Consider the following 20,950-nt stretch of genomic DNA (forward strand, 5'->3'; position numbering starts at 1 on the left):
GTAAATGAGGTACAAATATAAATGGTAAAGTGTTCGTAGCCCGCTATAGCATCTTGCCCGCGACTGGTGTACCTTACTAATATGTATGAAATACGCTGTAAGTTTTATTATAACTGATACAGGCAATTTTTGGAGAGGTACACACACGCGAGCAAGATGCTCGGACTGGGAACATTTAATTATTAATATCTGTACTTCATATAGTTGGAATCTGCTGTAACTGATAACGTAAGCATTCAGCTATTAGCTCTCAGCTATCAGCAACAAGAGTCTATCATATAGGACAGTGTTTAAATTAATATAGACTTTAAGGGCAAGGAAGGCAACTTTTGTAGTAAGACAATTAAATATTGCTTTTATCCTAAACTAAAAGCAATAGCTGATAGCTGATGGCTGACGGCTGTTTGCGCAGCATGACCTAGGAAATGCTTACCTAATAACTGATAACTGAAAAAATGATTACATCAACAAAAACATTAAGTTTAGGAGATCCTGCTCCTCCTTTTATTTTACCAGACCAGTCAGAAGAATTATTCTATTTTAGAGATGAAGCTGGTAAGCCATCAATTCTAATTTTTTATGCCTCTGATGAAATTCCTGCTTGTCGAGAGATAGCTTGTGCATTTCGAGACTTAATACCTACTTTTAATAAATTTAATTTACAAGTTTATCTAATTAGCTCTGACTCATCAGCATTTCGTCAAAAATTTGCTGGAGAATATAATATTCCTTTTCCATTGCTGTCAGATTCTCAGAATAAAATCAGTCGTAAGTATGGTGTTTGTTTTCCTGTAAATAATGACCAGAAAAGTATGCAATATAGCCGGGTAGCTTTTTTACTCAATCCTAACCAAAGAATAGTTAAAATTTATCATCTCAAATATTTATCAAGTAGTATTGAAGCAATATTAAAAGATATTAAATATATACTGCCTAAAGAGGAAGCTCGTCATATTCAGATGCAGGCTCCCGTACTATTAATTCCTAATGTTTTTTCTCCAGAATATTGTAATTATTTGATTGATATTTGGCATACAAAAGGTAATGATGAATCAGGTTTTATGCGTAAAAAAGGTGAGAAAACAGTGGGATATATTGACCACACTCATAAGATTAGAAGAGACCATTTTGTGACAGATGAGGAAATTATTACCAGTTTAGATAAAATTATGAGGTCAAGGGTATTTCCGGAGATTAAAAAAGCTTTTAATTTTAATGTTACTAGACATGAAACGTATAGAATAGCTCGTTATGATGGCAGTCTTGGTGGTTTTTTTAATGCACATCGAGATAATACTACGCCGGGTACAATACATCGAATATTTGCAATGACATTAAATTTGAATGTGGGTGAATATGAGGGAGGATTTTTAAGATTTCCAGAATACGGACCTCATTTTTATAAACCTGATACTGGTAGTGCGGTAATTTTTTCTTCTTCTTTGATGCACGAAGCTACTCCGGTGACATCTGGTTTAAGGTTTGCACTTTTGAATTTTTTCTATGGAGATAAAGAAGCAGAAGCGAGGAATAATTATGAAAATAGAGCGCAGAATGATTATGATGCAGTAGTTAGAATTCAGAATTCAGAATTTAGAATTTAGAATTTAGAATTCAGACGCACAACCTCGTTAACGCTGCGCTACATGGAAAGCGGAGCATTCCCTCAGGAAAAAGTGTTTGCGCAGCATTCCGCACCGAAAGCGTAACGCACCGAAACATCTGGGATAGGCAGTGCGTTCAAATTCCCATTTTCAAACAAATATTCATAAATAAGGTGCGTTACATTTCATTAACGTAGCCTACTAGACTTATCCTTATTCAGCCCATTCAACAATCACATTCTTGTAATGTAATTGTTTAATCCACTTATCTAATTGTTCGATATTTGCCAAACCTAGACAAAGGTAATAATGGTTAGTAGTGTAATCAGCCATTCACAACATTTTCCTGTCAATACTTTTTTTTGGCGTTGGTGAAAAGAGGTATGATATTATCTCCGGATAAGAGCGCAAACAAAAAACTTTCTCCTTATATTCCTCTTTATTCTTCTTTCTTCCCTCCTGACTCCTGACTTCTGACTCCTGACTCCTCAATAATTAAGATTAGTATCATACACGCGCTTCACCAACGCCTTTTTTTTTAAGTTTCATTGATTGTTTCTGCTTATTGTTGTGTTTTTTTCTGGGCAAGTGAAGCAACTATTGTAAAAAATTGTTTTTAACCCATTCTTTTTTCTTGTTCCATTCCGGAGAGCCAACGTAACTATTTACTAGCCTTTGCATATTCCCAATGTTAGAACAACCATCAAGAGGAATATTTTCTGTAAGTTGAACATTTATTCTCTGATATTGTTGCTCTCCTAAGAGCATTTCTGCCTCAAAATCATCAAGAATTGAGGAACCATCCATGAGGATTGAAAGTAATGGAATTCTAGGGGTATGACCTACAGCCTCTGGCCAAAGCCATGTTGCTGGACCATATCTGAGGGGGCCATCGGGTTGATAACTAGGGGGAAGATAGCTCTGAGTTGTTCCTGTACCAATAGATAACATTCTAATGTTTTGAATATTCCGTTTTCCAAGAATACCTGAACCGAGAACCCTTGCTAAAGCTAATATGCTAGGGTTGTTAGCAAAGACACCACCATCAACACAGAGTCCATAGCTTGGATGCTGATAAGGAGGGAAATAGGTTGGCGCAGCACTGGTACAAAGAGCCGCATCTAAGATTGATGTATCTTGGCTATTAAATAGATTGTTTGGGAGATTATCAAGTGTAAGTGGTCTCCATGACTGGTTGTTTGGATCGGCAGTATTGTCTAGCTGAAATGTGGTCACTAAAACTTTATGGTCTAAATTGGCTAAGGATTTTGAAGGTGATGTTAAATTATTCTCCAAAACATTTTTTAAGCCAGTGTTGTCATATTTGACATACAAAAGTTTATCTATAATTCCTATAATCTCTGCAATTCCCGCAAATTCTTTACTATTATCTAAGCTTTTAGTGAACTTTTCCACGGATAGACGATCGATCTTCGCTCCAGGGTTATAAGGGTTAAATATCTGAGAACAATTACCAGGATTGGCATATATGTTAACTAGCTTTGATATGGGAACACCACTTGCTAATCCTAAAGCAATTATTCCACCTGTAGAAGTTCCTGAAAAGACATCAATCTTATTCAGAAAAGGTACCTGTTTATCCAGTTCTTGTAAAATCATAGCGGTGATTAAACCCCGAATACCACCACCGTCACAGGTCAAAATTAAGAAATTAGAATCGCTCACGAGATATTTACCTTTTGAATAATAAATGTAGCAGCCAGCAATAAGATTGTCCTCAACCAGCAATAACGATCATTTTGAGCCAGGATTAATTGCAACTAGATTGATATTTGAGCCAGAATTAACTGCAACTGAGCCAGGATTAAATGCAACCAGACAGCAATAACTTTTTTGAGCCAGAATTATTTGCAACTAGAAGTAAAGAAAACGTTCGTTTTTTTTACTCTTTTCTCTTAGCAATGACAGATACGAAAATAGGACTTTAGAAAAGTAAAAAAACTCAGTCAATTTATCTAAGGTAAGATATAATAATTAGTGATGAGTTTCTTGCCTTACGGCTGAGGCCCACCCATGCTAATTGGTTATGCCCGAGTCTCGACAGATGACCAAAACTTAAGCCTGCAAAGAGATGCCTTGCGGACTGCGGGATGCCATCGGATTTATGAAGATCGTATTAGTGGGGCATCAGCAGCCAGACCTGGTTTACAAAAAGCTCTTGAAGTAGCTCGAACCGGAGATTTATTAGTTGTGTGGCGTTTAGACCGACTCGGGCGATCACTAAAAAATTTGATAGAGATAGTAGAAACTCTTTCAAAAAGAGGTATAGAGCTACAAAGCCTCACAGAAGTAATTGCTACAAACTCTAGTAGCGGTAAACTCATCTTCCACTTATTCGCAGCCTTAGCCGAATTCGAGCGTAACCTGATTAGAGAACGAACCCAAGTAGGCTTAAAAGCAGCTCGTGCCAGGGGACGGAAAGGCGGTCGTCCCAAAACCCTCAAACCAGCCCAGCGCCAGTTAGTAGTTAAACTTTACGATGAAAGCCAATACACCATTGATGAAATCTGTCAGATGATGGGCATCTCCAAGCCAACGCTTTACCACTACATTGCGGAGGCTAGAGGAACGACGTGAGTCGCAAACAAATTCCCTCTGAAGCACTCGTTCAACTACGCTCTAGGTTGGAATTACTACCAGAACGTTCGCGGGAGCGTCGCGCACTAATTGAAGAAGCCTCTGCCAACTATGGTGTGTCAGTAGATACTCTATATCGTAGCTTGCGAAGACAACAAAAGCCCAAAGCCATTCAGCGCTCCGACAAAGGAAAACCTCGTAAACTAACCCGCTCAGAAATGGAGAATTACTGTGAGGTAATAGCAGCGATGAAAATCCGCACCAACAACTCTAAAGGGCGACACCTTTCCACAGTACGAGCTATTGAACTACTAGAAGAATATGGCATAGAAACCCCAGACGGTTTCATTCAACCACCAAAAGAACTGCTGAAAAAAAGTACAGTCAACTATTATCTCAAAGCTTGGGGATACGACCACACATCCCTCACCCGACAGCCACCAGCAGTGCGCTTTCAAGCCGAACAGAGCAATGAATGCTGGCACTTTGACTTGAGCCATTCCGACTTAAAATATCTCAAGCAACCCCTTGGGTACAGTCTGGGCGAGGAAAACCACAATTAATGCTCTATAGTGTTGTCGATGACCGCAGTGGTGCTTGTTATCAAGAATATCGCTGTGCTTATGGCGAAGACGCGGAAACTGCTTTACGGTTCTTGTTTAACGCCATGAGTGCTAAAACCATTGAAGGGTTTTCATTTCAAGGCATCCCACAAATGCTCTACGCCGATAACGGTCCGATCGCCAAGAGTCGAGTATTTCAGAACGTGATGGACTGTCTGGGAGTAAAAGTAGTAACCCACCTACCTAACGGTAAAGATGGCAGACGAGTTACAGCACGAGCTAAAGGCAAAGTAGAGCGCCCTTTTCGCACTATCAAGGAAGCTCACGAAACACTCTATCACTTCCACCAACCGGAAACTGAAGTTGAAGCCAACCGTTGGTTACACCAGTATTTGCTTAACTACAACAGTCAGCCTCACCGTCAAGAAAACCATTCTCGCATTGAAGACTGGCGTCTACATCTCCCCAAGACAGGATTACTGCAAATGTGTAGCTGGGAACGCTTTTGTACCTTTGCCAGGGAACCTGAGCAGAGAAAAGTTGATGGTTGTGCGCGAATCTCCGTTGAAGGAGTGGCTTATGAAGTAGACCCAGATTTAGCTGGAGAGATGGTTGTCCTCTGGTGGGGGTTATTCGACAACGAGTTGTATGTGGAAAAGGATGAAAAAAGATATGGCCCTTATTTACCAGTAGATGGCCCCATTCCCCTACATCGCTATCGCCAATTCAAGAAAAGTAAGACCCAACAACGAGCTGATAGAATTGAAGCTCTCTCAAAAAAATTGGTTCTGCCGACTACTGCCTGGCAAGGAGACGGAGAATTCCAGTTCTTGGCTCAAATTCAAACAGCACCTGGATTAGTTGTAGTTCCCTTTATTGACCCCGACCCCTTCCAAGAGTTTAGCTACCCCACAGTCTTGGCAGCCAAGGGTGCTATTGCTGACTACCTAGCTTTGCCCTTAGCTCGTTTATCTGAAGTCGAGCGGGCTTTTATCGACGAACTGTTGGAGGAAACTTTAGAAAAACAAGTGATTCTGGAAAGGGTACAGCACTACTTTCAGAGTGGGAGGCGGAACAAAGATGTTGACTGAAGTGCAGCAATTTTTCGGCTTAGTCAAGGAATTTCGGCGGGCGGGCTACTATGAAACAGAACACCTGCGCCGTTTATTCACAGAGATTTCTGCTGCAATTCGTATGGGGAAATTAATTGCCATCACAGGGGTTGTAGGCTGTGGTAAGACTGTTACTATGAGACGTTTACAGGCAGCTTTGAGGCAAGAAGGCAAAATCTGGGTATCTCAATCTTTATCAGTGGATAAAAACCGAACCACATTACCCAGTTTGATTGCAGCTTTATTCTATGATTTATCTTCAGATAAGCAGGTAAAGATTCCTAGTTCTGGAGAAAAGCGGGAGCGCGAACTGCGAGAACTTTTTCGCAAGGGAAAGAAGCCAGTTGCACTTTTCATCGATGAAGCCCATGACTTACACTATAGTACTTTAACGGGACTCAAGCGTTTGATTGAGGTGGTAGAAGATGGAGGGGGTACTCTCTCAATTGTGTTGGGCGGTCATCCTAAACTTAAGAATGACTTGCGTCGTCCAACGATGGAGGAAATCGGCTATCGCACTGCCGTCTTCTCCTTGGATAGTATTGGCGGTTGCCAGGGGGAGTACATTCAGTGGCTGTTGGGAGAATGTGTGGCAGAAGATACACCCCTTTCTGAATTAATTGTTCCTGAAGCTGTTGATGAGCTAGCTCAAAAATTGAGAACACCTTTACAAATTCAACAGCACTTATCTTTGGCTTTTGAGCAAGCTTACCGTCTGGGTGAAAAGCCTGTAACTGTAGCGGTGATTGAATCAATTCTTTCTAAACAAATTGATGAGTTAGAACCCACTTTAACTCGTCATGGCTATAACGTCAAAAGTCTGTCTGAACAGTTTAATGCTAAACCAGGGGAGATTCGTTCTTTGTTTCGAGGTCAACTTGAACCCAGTCGCGCCCGTGAGTTGCAGGAACAGATGTTGGCTGCTGGATTACCTTTGTAGGGACTTTATACTCATCACATCAACAGTCTTTGAGGCTCTTTCAGCTTTACGGCTTAAAGAATGCCCTATCATGGCCTTCTAGTTGCAGTTAATTCTGGCCGAAAAAAGTTATTGCTGGCTAGTTGCAAATAATCCTGGCTCAGTTGCAGTTAATTCTGGCTCAAATATCAATCTAGTTGCAATTAATCCTGGCTCAAAATGATCGTTATTGCTGGTTGAGGACAATCTTATTGCTGGCTGCTACAGCTAAAAAATCTGGCTGTTCTTAAGATTTGTTTTACAAACAGTCTCTAATATTATTTCGACTATTACCCATATCAGTAACAATGGGAATATCAACCGCCTCAGAAATACCATCAAAATTATTCCCAGGCAAAATACCAATAGTTAAACCATTAACGGACTTCGCACCTCGAGGAGCAGCATCCATCACCCCCATCTTTCGCCCACCCGTCAATAAAACCCAAGATTCTTGAGCAATTAATTGACCAAGTTTATAGGCATTTTTCAGGTCATATGAAGTAGCGCCACTTCCCGGACCCATCACACCGATGATGATTTTCTTCATTTTATCATACCAATTTCTTACCCGTCAAATACTTCAATAATTTAACTCATATACTACTCTTTAATACCGAGCGTTTTGACATCCTCCCCGGCCTAAAGGCGCGGGGATTCCTACCGAGCCGTAACTCCTCGGCGGGTTGACGTTTTGCTTCGCATAGCTGCCGCTAACACTGGCTGCTGCTACCTTGACGCTAGTCTTACGCTTACCTCCACGTCCGTTTAATGTCTCGGACTGCCCGCCCGCGACTAATATATTTATCGCTGCATTCTCGTCTCTATCATGTTTTGCACCACAGTTGAGACACTCCCATTCTCGAACCTGAAGGTCTAGCTTCCCACCTTTAAAGCCACAATTTGAGCAAACTTGGGATGTTGGCTCAAGGGCGACTAATTACTCTGAAATCGCGACCATATTTTTCTGCTTTTCCTTCTAAAAAAGTCCTGAACGTTCTCCAAGCTAAATCAGAAATTGCTCTGGATAATTTACGGTTTTTAACCATTCCAGAAACGTTTAAATCTTCTAAAACAATTGTTTGGTTTTCACGAATTATTTTAGTAGATAATTTATGTAGAAAATCTGTCCTTGTATCTTTCAGTTTGGCATGGAATTTAGCCACTCTAACCCTGGCTTTTTCATACCTTTTAGACCCTTTAGTTTTATGAGATAATGACTTACTTAACTTTATATACTTCTTAATTCGTTTCTTCAGTGGCTTAGGAGCATCAACCTTTGTACCGTCGCTCAATGTAGCAAAGGTTTTAATACCTAAATCTATGCCTACTGAATTATCAGTTTGAGGTAAGATTTCTGGTTGTATTTCTACTACAAAAATCAAGAAATATCTATGGGCGGAATCTTTGATTACTGTTACTGATGATGGAGCAGCAGGTAACTCCCTTGACCAAACTATTTTTAGTTTTCCAATCTTAGCTAAATAAACTTTATGCTGACCAATCTTAAAGCCACCCTTTCTAAACCTAGCAGTTTGCTTTGATTTCCTACTTTTAAATTTAGGAGGTCTAACAGGTCTACCTTTTCTCTTCCCTTGAGTTGATTTAAAAAAGTTAGAGCAACGCCTGGTTTAAGTCATTCAATGATTGCTGCAATGGTATGTTAGAAACCTCTGACAACCATTCTCTTTCTTCAGTCTTTTTAGCTTGAGTAATAAAAAGCTTTTGTAATTCTGAATTAGTAGATTTCTTTTCTCCTGATCTATACCTCTGTTGGCAGAAAGCTAGACTATCATTCACTCGCCACACGGACACAGCCAAATAGCTTGGCTAATCGGTATTTTTGTCCCGGCGTTGGATATATACGGTACTTAAATCTAGCTTTCATAACTTGACGCATCAAACTAACATATAGGTTAACATATTTATTGAAAAAATCAACCCGCAATAAAAAGTCGCCCGCTTATGGGCGAGGCTTGAGACCCATTTTTTCGGTCAAAATTCGCGTTTCTTAAATAAATTGATATATATAGCTTTGACAAGAAACTCGGATTAGCGTTTCTTAAATTTACACCAAAATTAAGTTAAAATAAATAGGTAGGTTGAAATTAAAAACTTACCTATTTATCCTAACTTTTTACTAGAAAATACCCAGTACAAGTTACTGAATCACTGAAATAATAGTTGGCATTAAAAAAGCTTGTAAGCTATAAAAACGCGGAACAACGCGAAGAGTCTTCGCGTTAGCGATCGCTGTCAAATAATTCAACAAATATGAATGATTCGCTCATCTTCTCTATCCATCTCCAACCTATCCTCCCAACGGCAGGAATATTGGCTGCTTCTGGTTAGCAGAATAATCCAGGATATGGGCTGCCCATATCCTTATTAAGTTTTTAAATTAAACTATTTTAGCCAAGATATGTTCTGGATAAGTATTCACCATTCCAAAACGAGGATCATTAATTTTTTCAGGTACTATCCCCATTCGCTTACAAAGTGCTGTAGCCTTCCGGCCTAACGCTGATGCCGTCTTCACAGAGTACGAGCCTAAGCCGTACTTCGTCGCATAACCGACAACGCTGTACCAGCAACCATGACTATTCCTAAACCGTTCTAGCTCACAAGAGTTGGCTTCAGCCAGCATTTCAACGCTTTCTACAACTTCTTGCTGTTCGGCTAGCTGCTGCTTTAGTATGATATTTTCCTGTTCAATAACTGATAAGCGTTGCTCGTGTTGCTTAAATGCGCTAACCATCGCCTGCAAAACATCCCCAGTTGTAGGGATTTTCTGTTCAATAGAGTATTGACCAGTTTTGCGGATAGATGGCAGGACTTCAGAGGTAATCCATTTTTTGAAAACCTTAGCTTGTTTCTTGCGAGATTTGAGAACTAAAGAATACATTCCGGATTCTGAAACTATTGACATTACTTGATTTCCACCAGGGGTATCCACTAATACCGACCCCCTTTCATCATCGTCTAATCGGCTAACAGCATCTATATGATTATTGATTCCCAAGACGTTGCACAAATCTTTGGCCACAAAACAAGGCTCATTGTCAATGATAACAATACGAACTTCTGACTCTTGGAAGTTGAAAACTGAGAGTTGAGTATTGTTGTTTTTCATAGTATAATAGGATTTAGGTGGCCAAATCTACCGATAACTTTGGCGAGTTAGTAGATTTGGCCTTTGTCATCTCTAGCGAAAGTATTGGAAACAATTCGCTAGATTTTTTTATAATAACATATTTATTCATTTGCGAACACCACGAAATAAAGAAAAAAAGGGTACAATGTACCTTGAAAAATGATGGTAAAACCATTACTAAATGATTACTAAGCAATAATTAACTATTAATAATTAAAAAATCAGGTTTAAAAGCCTCCCATTTTAAGGGGATAAAATCAAAATTTTTCCTTTTAGTCAATCCCATTCTTTTAAGAATGAGTAATTATTAATTGCTGAAGCATTCCACATACCATCCTCAGCTATAGTAATTTCTTGGTCTTCAAACACCTTGATTATTTCAGCCATTTTTACTCCTTAAAAATAAGATATGGGAATTCCCATATCCTGCAAACCTCACGGGGTGACAAGGTCGATGAAAGCTATATATAGAGGTGGACTTATCGAATAAGCTGAAGAATACTTCAACTGAAAGAGAACTATTATTGAGAATAGATGGGGGTGTGGTGCGTTCGCGGAGCGTTGCGTCAGCAGTATCGCACCACACCCTCCATAGTAGGTTGATTATTTATTCAAACAAAGTTAAAAACAGTTAAAAATATGATAAAAAAGGTTTGATAATTATAAATAAAAAAGAATAAAAAGTGAATAGATTAGGCTTTTATCAAGACCATATAGAACAAAAATTGAGTCCATCTCAAGTAGCAACATTACAAATATTATTATATTTAATATCAGTATATAAAACTGTACAAATATCAAAATTAACAAGCTTATTTCCTCTGCCAATCCAATCAGAAAGTAAGCGCAAACATATACAAAAATTTTTAACCCTTAAGGAATTAAGTTTACCTATATTTTGGTTTCCTTTGGTAAGAATTATGGTAGAGAAAGTATTCAGTTTGACTTCTGAATTAATATTAATTATAGATAGAATTCAATGGCAAAATACTAATATATTAATGATTAGTGTGGCCTGGAAAAAGAGAGCATTACCCATATATTGGAAGATTTTAGATCATAAAGGGGCTAGTAATTTAATAGAGCAGCAAGCAGTAATTCGTCCTGTGTTAAGATTATTAAAAAGGTATAAAATTATCATCACAGCAGATAGAGAATTCCACAGTATCTTTCTATCCCATTGGTTGAAAAAATCTCAGAAAAATCAGGTTTACTTTGTCTTAAGGCAGCGAAAATCTACCTCCATTAAACGAGGTAAAAAATATTGTTAACTCTCAGAATTAAAAGTAAAAATCGGTACAGCTAAACTATTATTAAATCAAAAAAATACTAAAATAAAGAAAGTGGGAACATATAATTTACTTGTATATAAAAACATAAATATCTCGACAACTATGTTTCAGAAAAATGGTATATTTTGACCAATTTATCATCGATTGAGAAAGTTAAAAAAATATATAGCCAGAGAATGGGAATTGAAGCAATGTTTAAGGATTATAAAAGTGGTGGTTATCACCTAGAAGCAGCCAAGGCCAATCAAACTAGACTAAACAATCTAATTTTATTAATAGCTATTTCATACACAATAAATTCATTTCAAGGACAAAAATCAAGAATAAAGGTCTTCAAAAATATATATCAAGAATCAATGAAAAAGAAGAACATACAGAAGGCACAGTAATTTTTTTCTCGGATTATCCGGTGTTAATTGGATTGTAAATGATGAAATTATCAGGAAATTAGTAGAAAATTTAATGAGGTTTAATCGTCATAAATTACCATGTTATATGAATGGAATTAAAGCCATGAATAAACTACTTAATATTTAATTATTTATGAGTAACTAAAATTAATAAAAGTGAGTTTTTTGATAATCTTAATTTAGAAGTTGAGTTGAACTATTGTTCAACCTACCGTGGGGGTGTGGTGCGATACTGCTGACGCAACGCTCCGCGAACGCACCACACCCCCATCTATTCTCAATAATAGTTCTCTTTTAGTTGAAGTATTCTTCAGCTTATTCGATAAGTCCATCTCTATATATAGCTTTCAGCTACCTTGTCACCCCGTGAGGGATTTATTTACATAATGGTTATTTTGATGATTTAGATTGGTATGATTCAGCCGAAAAAGCCTTGGTTTTGCTCTTACCTCAGATTTTACTCCTTTCCCTTATCAAAAAATTAAAGTTACTAAATCCCTGGTTTTATGAACATGGTTTGGAACTTTGTCTTGTCAGGTGCAAGATGTGAGTATGGGTTTGAGTATGTAGTGTCTTTGCGTAAGTCCTGATAATATTTTATTTCCCACATAGATACCAAATGGGTTCTATACTGTTATCTCCCCCGATTTTTTTCACTCTCCTTAATGTGAGCAGTAAATTGTTCTGTTTGCGAGCATGAGCGTTCTTGTTTGCAAGCAACTACACCTAAAACTCAACCCTGGCAAGGCTTACAATTTTAGCGATCGCTCTATTTATGAGAAATCCGGGTGATGCACTACCATCGATTCTACCTCTTCTCTTTCTCCCTAATCCCACAACCTAATCCCACAACAAGACAACTGGAAATCTTGCCGGATAGGCGAGGCGAAGTAATTGATAGCCGATTCCGGCCATTCCCTGAAAGAAACCAGGATTAAAGGCGACAGTCGATAGGTTACCCAAAAGTTGATAACTCCCTTTTTGCTGCGCTTGTTGCACTAAATGAGTAGCTTTTTGGCATGCTATGTCTATCAACTGGGGATGTTTGAGAACAAGTCCTGCAGTTAATAACAGTTCTATACGACCAAAATGACCGCAACAAAGATGATCTACACTCTGTCCCATGTATTTTTGAGTATTTTCTAAGGCAATTTCTAGCTCTTGACGGATAGCTGCACTCGATTCTATTCTTAACCCGCCTAATCGCGCTAATCCAATACCAGCAGCCCCATGACACCACATAACTTTAAAAGTAGGTGGCATGGTTAAAAAATCAGGCCAGTTAAGCACTGTAGAGGAAAAAACTGACCTTTCGTAGGCTATACCTTCCCTAGCAATATCTAAATACTCTGGCTCCTCCGTCACTTCATACAGTCGCACTAAGGCATAAGCAATCCCTGCCGCACCATGGGAAAAGCCTGTGAGGGGCTGCTCCGTGATAGTTTTCCAAGCTAGAGGCTTACCCTCAAAGCTGATTCGCTTCTTAATAAGAATCTGCCCACAGTCAATCGCTTGTTGTAAAACCTTAGTAGCTCCTGTCTCGCGATAAAGGTTTAATAAACCCAACATAGCTCCCGCAACTCCACCGATAATGTCTAATTGGCGATCGCATTCTATCCTCTCCGAGGTGAGAAAATGAGCCATTTTAACCCCATCTTCTAAAACAGTTTCATCTCCTAAAAATTTGCTAATCTTAACCAAGGCATAAATAATAGAACCAATTCCCGTTCCGCCACCGATTCCGATTTGTTGGGCAAATTTTGAAGTCAAGGCAGAATTAGAGTGATTTAACAGTCCTTTTAAAGGAGTTAACGCTTGAAGTGCTAGAGTACGAAAAGAATCTTCTCTAGTTATTTGGAATAACGCACTCAAGAATAAGGCGATCCCACAATTGCCATCATAAAGACTGTACCCTAATGGTTGAAATTGAAAGCGATTACTATGGTCAACATAGCTTAACCCTAACCAGCGAGCATTCCCAAATCGATCTACTATGGAGCGCTCGCATATCTCAGTAGCGATTTGCCTTGCTGCATTCAGAAACTGGTCAGAAGTTAAACAAGGTAAAGAGGGAGAAGGTAAAGAGGGTATGGAGGATAATGGTTTATTTTTGGCAAATCTTGCTGCAAAACTTCCCCGAATCATAGCAACTTGCTGTCTTAAATCCAAATCGCTTAAGGCTTGTAAGCGCTCTATAAATCGCTCATAGCTGGGGCTGAGGTAGTCTTTAATAGGTTGTCTGACTCCCACCGTTAAGGCGTGACTGCTAGCTGTGCTACCAAAATAGGGAATATCAAGTTGTTCCATAGCAGCTAATTCTGCAGATAAGATTGGCCAAGCTGTCGGTTTTTCCTCCCCATTAAGAAAGGTACGGCTCAAAATATCAATTTCAATGCTACGATCTACCCCATTTTTCAGGAACTCAGGTGCGAGGGTTTTTTGCAGTAGTGCTTCATAAACGTAGGTAGCACGGAAAATAAATCTTACTTTCTGAAACTGAAGAGTGGTTTGTAATCCTTTTTGATCTAAGAGTGCTTGCTTATTTTCCCCTAAAAACTGATACATTTGGGTAAATCCCGTGATTAAATCCGCTTCATAGTCTTCGGGAGCTAATGCTACTCCATTTAATTGAGGAATGTTAGCTTGTTCAGCTAAAGTTCCCCGTTCTTCAAGGAGATAAACTTCATCTGTGTTGATAAATTTCCATCTGGGTAAAGAATAAGGGGCTTTTTGAGCAGTGATACTCCCTAACCCACTAATATCGTAAGCAATCGCGTTATCTGGGCTAAAATCCCAACGAGGTAACAAACCTGTTCGCAATACTGAATCCCATAACTGGCGATCGCCATCAATGCTCTCTTGGATAGAACCGGGGATTGTTTTTGCCTGGGGGTGCATCAAGGTTTCGAGATCGATTAGGACTAAATGTTCGCCATGAGCGATTAAATTCTCATAATGACAGTCATTACCTCCCAAGACATACAGCAAGCAAAGTAGCATTCCCCCTCGCTGATAAAAGCGCTGTGCTGCTGCAGCATCAGCACAGGGTTCTTGTTCTATATAGTCTAACACCCAGCCATAAGTATCGCTATCGCAGTGATCGATAGTTTTAAAGGGGAGAGGAAACTGCTGTTGATTACACCAGGTTAGCAGTTGATTGTAAGCCACTTCTAAACCGATGTTTTTGGGTTTATAGATTATTTTTTGCCCCGATTCCAAGGTTAAAATGAATACGGAACGTCCCCGATTATGAAAATCGGAGAGGGAACCTTGAATTTCTTTAATTTTACCTTGCAGTTGAGGTACTGTACTACGATCGTCCTTCAAACGAAGGATAAATTCTGCTGTAGCTTCTACCCAAAAATTTAGGGTTGTTACCATTAATCGGGCTAAAACAGGATAGTTTTTCCATAAAGTCAGTAAGCCATCTTGTAAGAAGTTTTTAACAAAAGCTTGATAATAAGTTGTTTCGGGAGGCGTAAGGTCTAATTGCGTCAATAAATCGAATTGTTCTAGAAAGAAATTCAGTCCATTGTAGATTGGCGGGCGAAATTGGCAAAATTCATGGTAAAGAGTTTTTCCTCCCATGTTAACTAGCCGTTGAAGCAACATTCTCTCTAGGTTTTGGTAGGCCCTGGCAGAGAGTAAGGTGAAGGGAATTTGCTCAAAAGATATAGTAGGTATGGCTAGACGTTCACAGAGTTTTTTCCGGGCGACAATAACTGCAGAGAACCAAATTTCTTCAAAGGGAAGGGGATTATTCGGATCGATGGGGAAGGAAGGAAACTGCTCTGTAACTCGCTTCAAATTAAACTTTGCTGTTGTTTCTACCCAAAGGGTTAAAATTTCTGTCCAAGGCGGAAGAGAAAATTCTGTACTAATTTTTCCATTTTCTAGGAATGGTTTGATTTCTTCCAGGGTTAAATTATCCCACTCAAGGCGTTTTTTCAATTTTCTCCAATCTCCATCCCCGATTATTTGACACCAATGTTCTAAGCGTTGATTAATGATTTCTGTTTCATTACTTGACAATATAAAACAAGAGCTTAACTGATTCAATCTTTCTGATAATGAGCTTGCTTTTAAACTAATTTCTGATAATATATTGGTTTCAATTATCATAATTTTTTATAGTAAAAATGTGACAGTTTTTATTTTCAGTTTCCCCAGCAATTAATACTCAATATTATCTTAATATATCTCTAACAAACAGTTTCATAAGTAACTCATAAATGAATTTAATTAGCTGGGTATAAATAAAATTAAAATAGGAGTTATGAGTTCTTACTGTTACCTATTCCCTATTCCCTTGTCATCACCATTTTATAATTAATTTTATCTTCCTACTTAATGTAAGGATTCATATTCTATGGAAAAGCCTATAAATCTTGATTGATAAGCATTTCAGGCAATTATATCCCAAATTATATTATCAATTAGAAATGGCTACAAACCTTTATTTTCGTCATTATTGAGAATGAGACTATTAAATTGCTGAGTTAGCCATTTTCAGAGTTCTCTCTATAACTGGGTTTGAGATACCTGAATCCTTACTACTTAATTACTTATTTTTTCTCTATAACAAGGGTAAAACCTCGTAATTTACCATCAGAAGTATTAAATTGTTGTAAGGTACGGATGCGTTCATTTGGACTTACTAAGTTAATAGTTTCTGCTGTTAATTGTATCCCCGTTATTTTATGGGTGACATTAATAATAATCAGATTTTCACCTAATTCTGATACCAACATAAGAAAGTCATAATAATGGATATCTGGGCTTTCCAATAGCAAGGTATTTTCTCCAACTGCTTTACCAAAAAAATGAAGCGTTTCTTGTCTCCCATCAGAATAAGTATTTTCGTTAGTTTGTACCCATTGATTGTTTGCAATTTTTTGTTTTAATATACTGGTAAACTGATAACGCTCTTTTCCTGTCGGATCTAAAGCTATCCAGTTTCCCTCCCAAGTTCCTACCAACTTTGGCAACACTTTAAATTTACTTATCTGATTCATAATTCTCTCAAAAAGTTAACAGCTAATCATCTATAGCAGCAATATGAAATCATTCGCGATCAAAAGCTGAGGGGTTTTGTCTCTCAACCAAAGCGCTAAGAGATTTGGAGACAAAACCCCTACGTTCAAATCTTACAACCTATGCACGGATTGCTACTATATTTACACAGGACTTAGGCAAGATACTAAATTATACACCACCTGTAGGGGTTAACTGCGGTTAACTCCTACTAGATATGGTAGCTCTCTCTGCGTAAGTCCTGTTCATAACAACGGAAAGCACTGTATATAGCGCTAGGGAATAGGTATGGAGGGAATAGTAAAATGTTAAAGAGTTTCAGGATTTAGAAATGTCCGCGCCCAATATTCGACTACTATAAACTAATTTTTCAGACTATGTTCAGCTCATCTTCTCTTTGATTAATTTGACAGTTTTATGCCCAATAATAGATAGTATCATCCTCGTGAGACAAACCCACAAATCCTCCAATACTGTAACGAATCTTATTTCCTTTAACTTCCGAAATCGCGTGCCAGATACAGGCTCCATGAAAAATAGTTAAATCTCCCGCCTGGGGATGATAACGTCTTTGCTGACAGTTTTCCAAGTCTAATTCTTTTTTAGGAGTAGTCAATTCTGCTGGTAAACCATCATATAAAATCAACTCTCCTCCTGCTTCTGGCGGGTCAATTACCAGAAAATAACTTAGACAATCTTTAAGTTTCACAATTTTGTGCAACCCTTCAAATCCCTCCATGTCGATAAATTCATTACCTTTATGTAAGGATATTCCTCCTTGATTGGGATAAGTAAATCGCACTAGAGCAGGTGAATAAATATTCCCGTTTTGGTGAGCAGGAGCAACTTTTCGATTATTTGAGAGCTTCGTAAAAACGCTTTTAATTGTTGCTTCGTAACCCGGCGGCTCAAAAACCTCCTTTAACACCTTCCTGAGCAAAACTGCGTCTTGAAAATATTCGCTCCGATCGTTGCCACTGGCGGGGAGAATAGCTCCAAGTAATTTTCCATACTTTTGAGTGGAGAGTAAATGCTTAAAAGATGCTTGTTTTTGAGTTAAATTTTCTTTAACTACCTCCATCTCTGTTAGAGAAAAAACCTGCTTAATATGTATCCCATCAATGTTACCTTGGTAAATTTGATTAATCCCGTCAGAATAATTCCCTAGAGAATTAATATCAGTTGTAATCCATTTCTGTTCCATGTCCAATTTCCTTAAATTGTCCTAACTGATCGAGGATTTGTTTACTAGCTCACTTGTCCCTAGATAAAACAAGTTGACCCTAGTATATTATTATAGGCAGGACTTACGCAAGGGCACTACATATAGTGTTAACCCTTAAGGTTCTCTATACATTTGCTATCTAAACTAAGTTCCTCTTAGCGATTGCCAGAGCCACAAAATTATCATTAACTGAAATGAAAAATTAGATTGAGTATATTTTAGGTTGTCTGGCTCACGGGGTGACAATGGCCTCAAAAGTATTGCTAACAATGGTTTAAAGGATTAAAGTGATTCTTGAAAATTACGCTCAATAGTGAAAATAATTATTATTATTAGTGGAGGTTGTAGTTAAGCGATCGCTCAATTACAACCCCACATTAGGTTGATTTTTTTTTCAACTCAATACCACTAACAAAATTTATATCAGCCCACTAAAAATTATTTTTAGTTATTAGATAAACTGTGAATTCTTGAAAGTACAAATACTTAATCTAATAACATAGACATCGCTTTTAATCCTCTTTGATAATAGAGCTTTTTCTGAGGTGATAGATTCATCATACTGACGACTTTCATATTTAATGGGCAGAGGAAAACAAGCAGCTAACCTTTCTATTTTAACAGTTTTTTGGACAGTAATTAACAAAACTAAAATTTTAAAAGTTTGAAGTTGAGTATTGGTCAAAGATTGTTTAAAATATGACTCATACAATGATAAAAATTGCATTTTGGTCGGTCTATTTCTGTAAGAGGAACGACTTTTTTTACCATAAAATGTGACTTATGGCTACCATTAACAATTGACATAAAAGTCAACTTAGGAGCCGTGTAAAAATAACTTGAACAAATTACCTCCAAAGCTAAATAATAAAAGTATCACGTTTATTGTTGGGTAATATGTCTGATAACTCTGTAGTCAAAACTATTCAAGACAAGTATGAATTGTTGTGGCCTTACTTAAACGAAAAAACACGACGTATATGGGCAGCTATTGAAGCTCAAAGCCTGGGTTGGGGAGGTCTCACCTTGGTGGCCAAAGCAACTGGACTTTCGCGGACAACAATTCATGCTGGTATAGATAATCTCTGTAAATCAGATGGAACAACAAGATCGGACTACAGCGATCGAATTCGTGAATTTGGTGGTGGCCGTAAACTACTAGAGGAAAAAGACCCAACTCTGTTAACAGATTTGGAATTACTGATTGAACCCGCGACTTTAGGAGACCCAGAATCTCCTCTGAAATGGACCTCAAAAAGTGTAGCTAAATTAGCAGCAGGATTGAATCAAGGGGGACACAGAATCAGCCCTAAAAGTGTTTATAATTTACTGGAGTCTCTTGGTTACAGCCTACAATCAAATCGTAAGACTCGCGATCGCTCATCTCACCCAGATCGAGATGCTCAGTTTTTACATATTGCTCAACAAGTTAGATATTTCCAATCTGAAAATCAACCAGTCATTTCTGTTGATACCAAGAAAAAAGAATTAATTGGGGATTTTAAGAACTCTGGTCATGAATGGTGTGTTCATGGACAACCAATAGAAGTACGAATGCACGACTTTGCTGACCCGAAATTGGGTAAAGCAATTCCCTATGGAATTTATGACTTAACTTTGAATACTGGATGGGTGAATGTTGGCATTGACCACGACACAGCCTGCTTTGCAGTGGAGTCGATTCGCCATTGGTGGTACTCAATGGGTGAAGAACTTTATCCAGATAGTCAAAAGATAATGATTACAGCTGACTGTGGTGGTAGTAATAGTTATCGCTCCCGACTATGGAAGTTAGAACTACAAGAATTTGCTGACGAGATTAATCGAACTATTCATGTGTGTCATTTCCCTCCCGGTACCAGTAAATGGAACAAAATTGAACATCGCTTGTTTTGCCAGATCACCCAAAACTGGCGTGGCAGACCCCTAAGTAGCTTGCAAGTCGTGATTAATCTTATTAACAATACTACTACCACACAAGGATTGAATGTAGTTGCTCACCTAGACGAAAATTTTTACGAAACAGGAATTAAAGTAAGTCGCGAAGAATTTAATGCCATTAGAATTGAGCCAGACTTTTTTCATGGTGAATGGAATTATATGATTAAGCCGAGAACAATAGCTTAAATTGTTCAAGTTATTTTTACACGGCTACTAAGATTGGGGATGCTGATGTGCAGCGATCGCCGAGCCCCTTACTAATAATAATTATTATTTTCACTATTGAGCGTAATTTTCAAGAGTCACTTTAATCCTTTAAACCATTGTTAGCAATACTTTTGAGGCTATTGTCACCCCGTGAGGTTGTCTGGTATTATTATAATTGAAAATAGCATATATTTTTATATCGTTTAGTAGACGATAGTGTGGGTATAAAAAAATACCAAAAATTGGAAGAATAAAAATGGAATGAGTTGGAATTAGAATCAGGAAAAATTATTAAGATAAAAGGTTTTCCTAGTGCAGGATGGCAGAAATAAGTGACCAGTAAGAGCAATGCCCTCTTCCTGAGATAGAATACTCAGAGGTGCGATCGCATCGGAGAGGCCAGCCCCAAAAAGTGACCACTAAAAAAAAGTGATTCTATGAAGTAAACTAGAATTTGTGGAAGCCCAATCAATCAGCCTAGTCAACCCCATGAATGAATGCCTATCCCCAAAGCTCAATCCATAATCCTGTCGCCAAGACAGAAAAACCTACTGCAAGTTCTAGCCAGTCAGACCACCAATTCCTATCGCCTGGTCAGAAGGGTAAAACTCATCGGTAGTGCATCAGCCCCAAATCTGGTAGATGACGATTGACAATCCGTTAGTAAACATTTATACTATGAAGAGTATTGCTAAAATGTAGAATAAGTAAATAAATATAGGTAGTGTAGTAATCTTTGCCTACTACTATAGTGCTATAGTGAATAAAAATATAATAGGTTGAAGATATCCATTCTACAAAACTATATAAATCACTCTCTACTACGTGCAATACTCTCTTACTAGACAGGGA

Annotated in this window: 13 protein-coding genes and 5 pseudogenes; 7 read left to right on the top strand and 11 right to left on the bottom strand. The window is 38.2% G+C overall.

Features of this window, described 5'->3' with window-relative positions:
• Window positions 1-455 precede the first annotated feature (455 nt).
• Window positions 456-1,604, top strand: coding sequence for a redoxin domain-containing protein (locus tag SAGCYANO_RS17780; protein WP_202221300.1), 1,149 nt, complete (start codon window positions 456-458; stop codon window positions 1,602-1,604).
• Between the two features lie 597 nt (window positions 1,605-2,201).
• Here the strand turns inward: SAGCYANO_RS17780 and SAGCYANO_RS17785 are convergent.
• Entirely contained in the window at window positions 2,202-3,290 is a 1,089-nt protein-coding gene (locus SAGCYANO_RS17785; protein WP_202221301.1) for a patatin-like phospholipase family protein, read from the bottom strand.
• A 348-nt stretch (window positions 3,291-3,638) separates the two neighbouring features.
• On the opposite strand from SAGCYANO_RS17785, the gene SAGCYANO_RS17790 reads away from it, so the two are divergent.
• The 3 genes and pseudogenes from SAGCYANO_RS17790 (at window position 3,639) to SAGCYANO_RS17800 (ending at window position 6,817) form a co-directional block, all read left to right on the top strand.
• Window positions 3,639-4,202: a recombinase family protein gene (locus SAGCYANO_RS17790; RefSeq protein ID WP_202221302.1), complete on the top strand. Its 564-nt coding sequence runs from the start codon at window positions 3,639-3,641 to the stop codon at window positions 4,200-4,202.
• A gap of 11 nt (window positions 4,203-4,213) precedes the next feature.
• Window positions 4,214-5,856, top strand: a pseudogene (locus SAGCYANO_RS17795) (IS481 family transposase).
• Window positions 5,846-6,817: an ExeA family protein gene (locus SAGCYANO_RS17800; protein WP_202221303.1), complete on the top strand. Its 972-nt coding sequence runs from the start codon at window positions 5,846-5,848 to the stop codon at window positions 6,815-6,817. Before SAGCYANO_RS17795 ends, SAGCYANO_RS17800 begins: the two are co-directional and overlap by 11 nt.
• A gap of 292 nt (window positions 6,818-7,109) precedes the next feature.
• On the opposite strand, the pseudogene SAGCYANO_RS17805 reads toward SAGCYANO_RS17800, so the two are convergent.
• The 6 genes and pseudogenes from SAGCYANO_RS17805 to SAGCYANO_RS17825 all read right to left on the bottom strand — a co-directional run.
• Window positions 7,110-7,385, bottom strand: a pseudogene (locus SAGCYANO_RS17805) (cytochrome); the annotation flags it as partial.
• A 60-nt stretch (window positions 7,386-7,445) separates the two neighbouring features.
• A pseudogene (locus SAGCYANO_RS49315) lies at window positions 7,446-7,700 on the bottom strand (zinc ribbon domain-containing protein); the annotation flags it as partial.
• Window positions 7,701-7,761: 61 nt separating this feature from the next.
• A pseudogene (locus SAGCYANO_RS49320) lies at window positions 7,762-8,394 on the bottom strand (RNA-guided endonuclease InsQ/TnpB family protein); the annotation flags it as partial.
• Window positions 8,395-8,449: 55 nt separating this feature from the next.
• Window positions 8,450-8,635 (bottom strand): hypothetical protein, encoded by a 186-nt coding sequence (locus SAGCYANO_RS49325; protein ID WP_307785881.1) that lies wholly within the window; start codon window positions 8,633-8,635, stop codon window positions 8,450-8,452.
• On the bottom strand, window positions 8,628-8,735 hold the full coding sequence (locus SAGCYANO_RS49330; RefSeq protein ID WP_202220519.1) for a helix-turn-helix domain-containing protein: 108 nt from the start codon (window positions 8,733-8,735) through the stop codon (window positions 8,628-8,630). The genes SAGCYANO_RS49325 and SAGCYANO_RS49330 overlap by 8 nt, the downstream gene beginning before the upstream one ends.
• 501 nt (window positions 8,736-9,236) lie before the next feature.
• The gene (locus tag SAGCYANO_RS17825) at window positions 9,237-9,968 is read right to left on the bottom strand and encodes a Bro-N domain-containing protein (RefSeq protein ID WP_202219549.1); all 732 of its coding nucleotides are present in this window, start codon (window positions 9,966-9,968) and stop codon (window positions 9,237-9,239) included.
• Window positions 9,969-10,672: 704 nt separating this feature from the next.
• Between SAGCYANO_RS17825 and SAGCYANO_RS17830 the strand changes: the two genes are divergently transcribed.
• Both SAGCYANO_RS17830 and SAGCYANO_RS17835 read left to right on the top strand, forming a co-directional pair.
• Entirely contained in the window at window positions 10,673-11,260 is a 588-nt protein-coding gene (locus SAGCYANO_RS17830; RefSeq protein ID WP_202220518.1) for a hypothetical protein, read from the top strand.
• A gap of 140 nt (window positions 11,261-11,400) precedes the next feature.
• Window positions 11,401-11,670, top strand: a pseudogene (locus SAGCYANO_RS17835) (IS4 family transposase); the annotation flags it as partial.
• Window positions 11,671-12,531: 861 nt separating this feature from the next.
• Here the strand turns inward: SAGCYANO_RS17835 and SAGCYANO_RS17840 are convergent.
• From SAGCYANO_RS17840 to SAGCYANO_RS17855, 4 genes are all read right to left on the bottom strand, one after another.
• Entirely contained in the window at window positions 12,532-15,813 is a 3,282-nt protein-coding gene (locus tag SAGCYANO_RS17840) for a type 2 lanthipeptide synthetase LanM family protein (protein ID WP_202221305.1), read from the bottom strand.
• Between the two features lie 443 nt (window positions 15,814-16,256).
• Window positions 16,257-16,706: a DUF3598 family protein gene (locus SAGCYANO_RS17845; RefSeq protein WP_202221306.1), complete on the bottom strand. Its 450-nt coding sequence runs from the start codon at window positions 16,704-16,706 to the stop codon at window positions 16,257-16,259.
• A 434-nt stretch (window positions 16,707-17,140) separates the two neighbouring features.
• Window positions 17,141-17,929 (bottom strand): 2OG-Fe(II) oxygenase, encoded by a 789-nt coding sequence (locus tag SAGCYANO_RS17850; protein WP_202220513.1) that lies wholly within the window; start codon window positions 17,927-17,929, stop codon window positions 17,141-17,143.
• A gap of 472 nt (window positions 17,930-18,401) precedes the next feature.
• Window positions 18,402-18,677, bottom strand: coding sequence for a hypothetical protein (locus SAGCYANO_RS17855; RefSeq protein ID WP_202220512.1), 276 nt, complete (start codon window positions 18,675-18,677; stop codon window positions 18,402-18,404).
• A gap of 170 nt (window positions 18,678-18,847) precedes the next feature.
• On the opposite strand from SAGCYANO_RS17855, the gene SAGCYANO_RS17860 reads away from it, so the two are divergent.
• Window positions 18,848-20,077 carry an ISAzo13 family transposase gene (locus tag SAGCYANO_RS17860; protein WP_202218595.1) on the top strand — a complete coding sequence of 410 codons (1,230 nt, stop codon included), beginning with the start codon at window positions 18,848-18,850 and terminating at the stop codon, window positions 20,075-20,077.
• The last annotated feature ends 873 nt before the right edge of the window (window positions 20,078-20,950 follow it).

Origin of the sequence: Okeania sp. KiyG1 (genome assembly GCF_014132355.1) — a bacterium.
In the GTDB taxonomy this organism is placed as follows: Bacteria; Cyanobacteriota; Cyanobacteriia; order Cyanobacteriales; family Microcoleaceae; genus Okeania.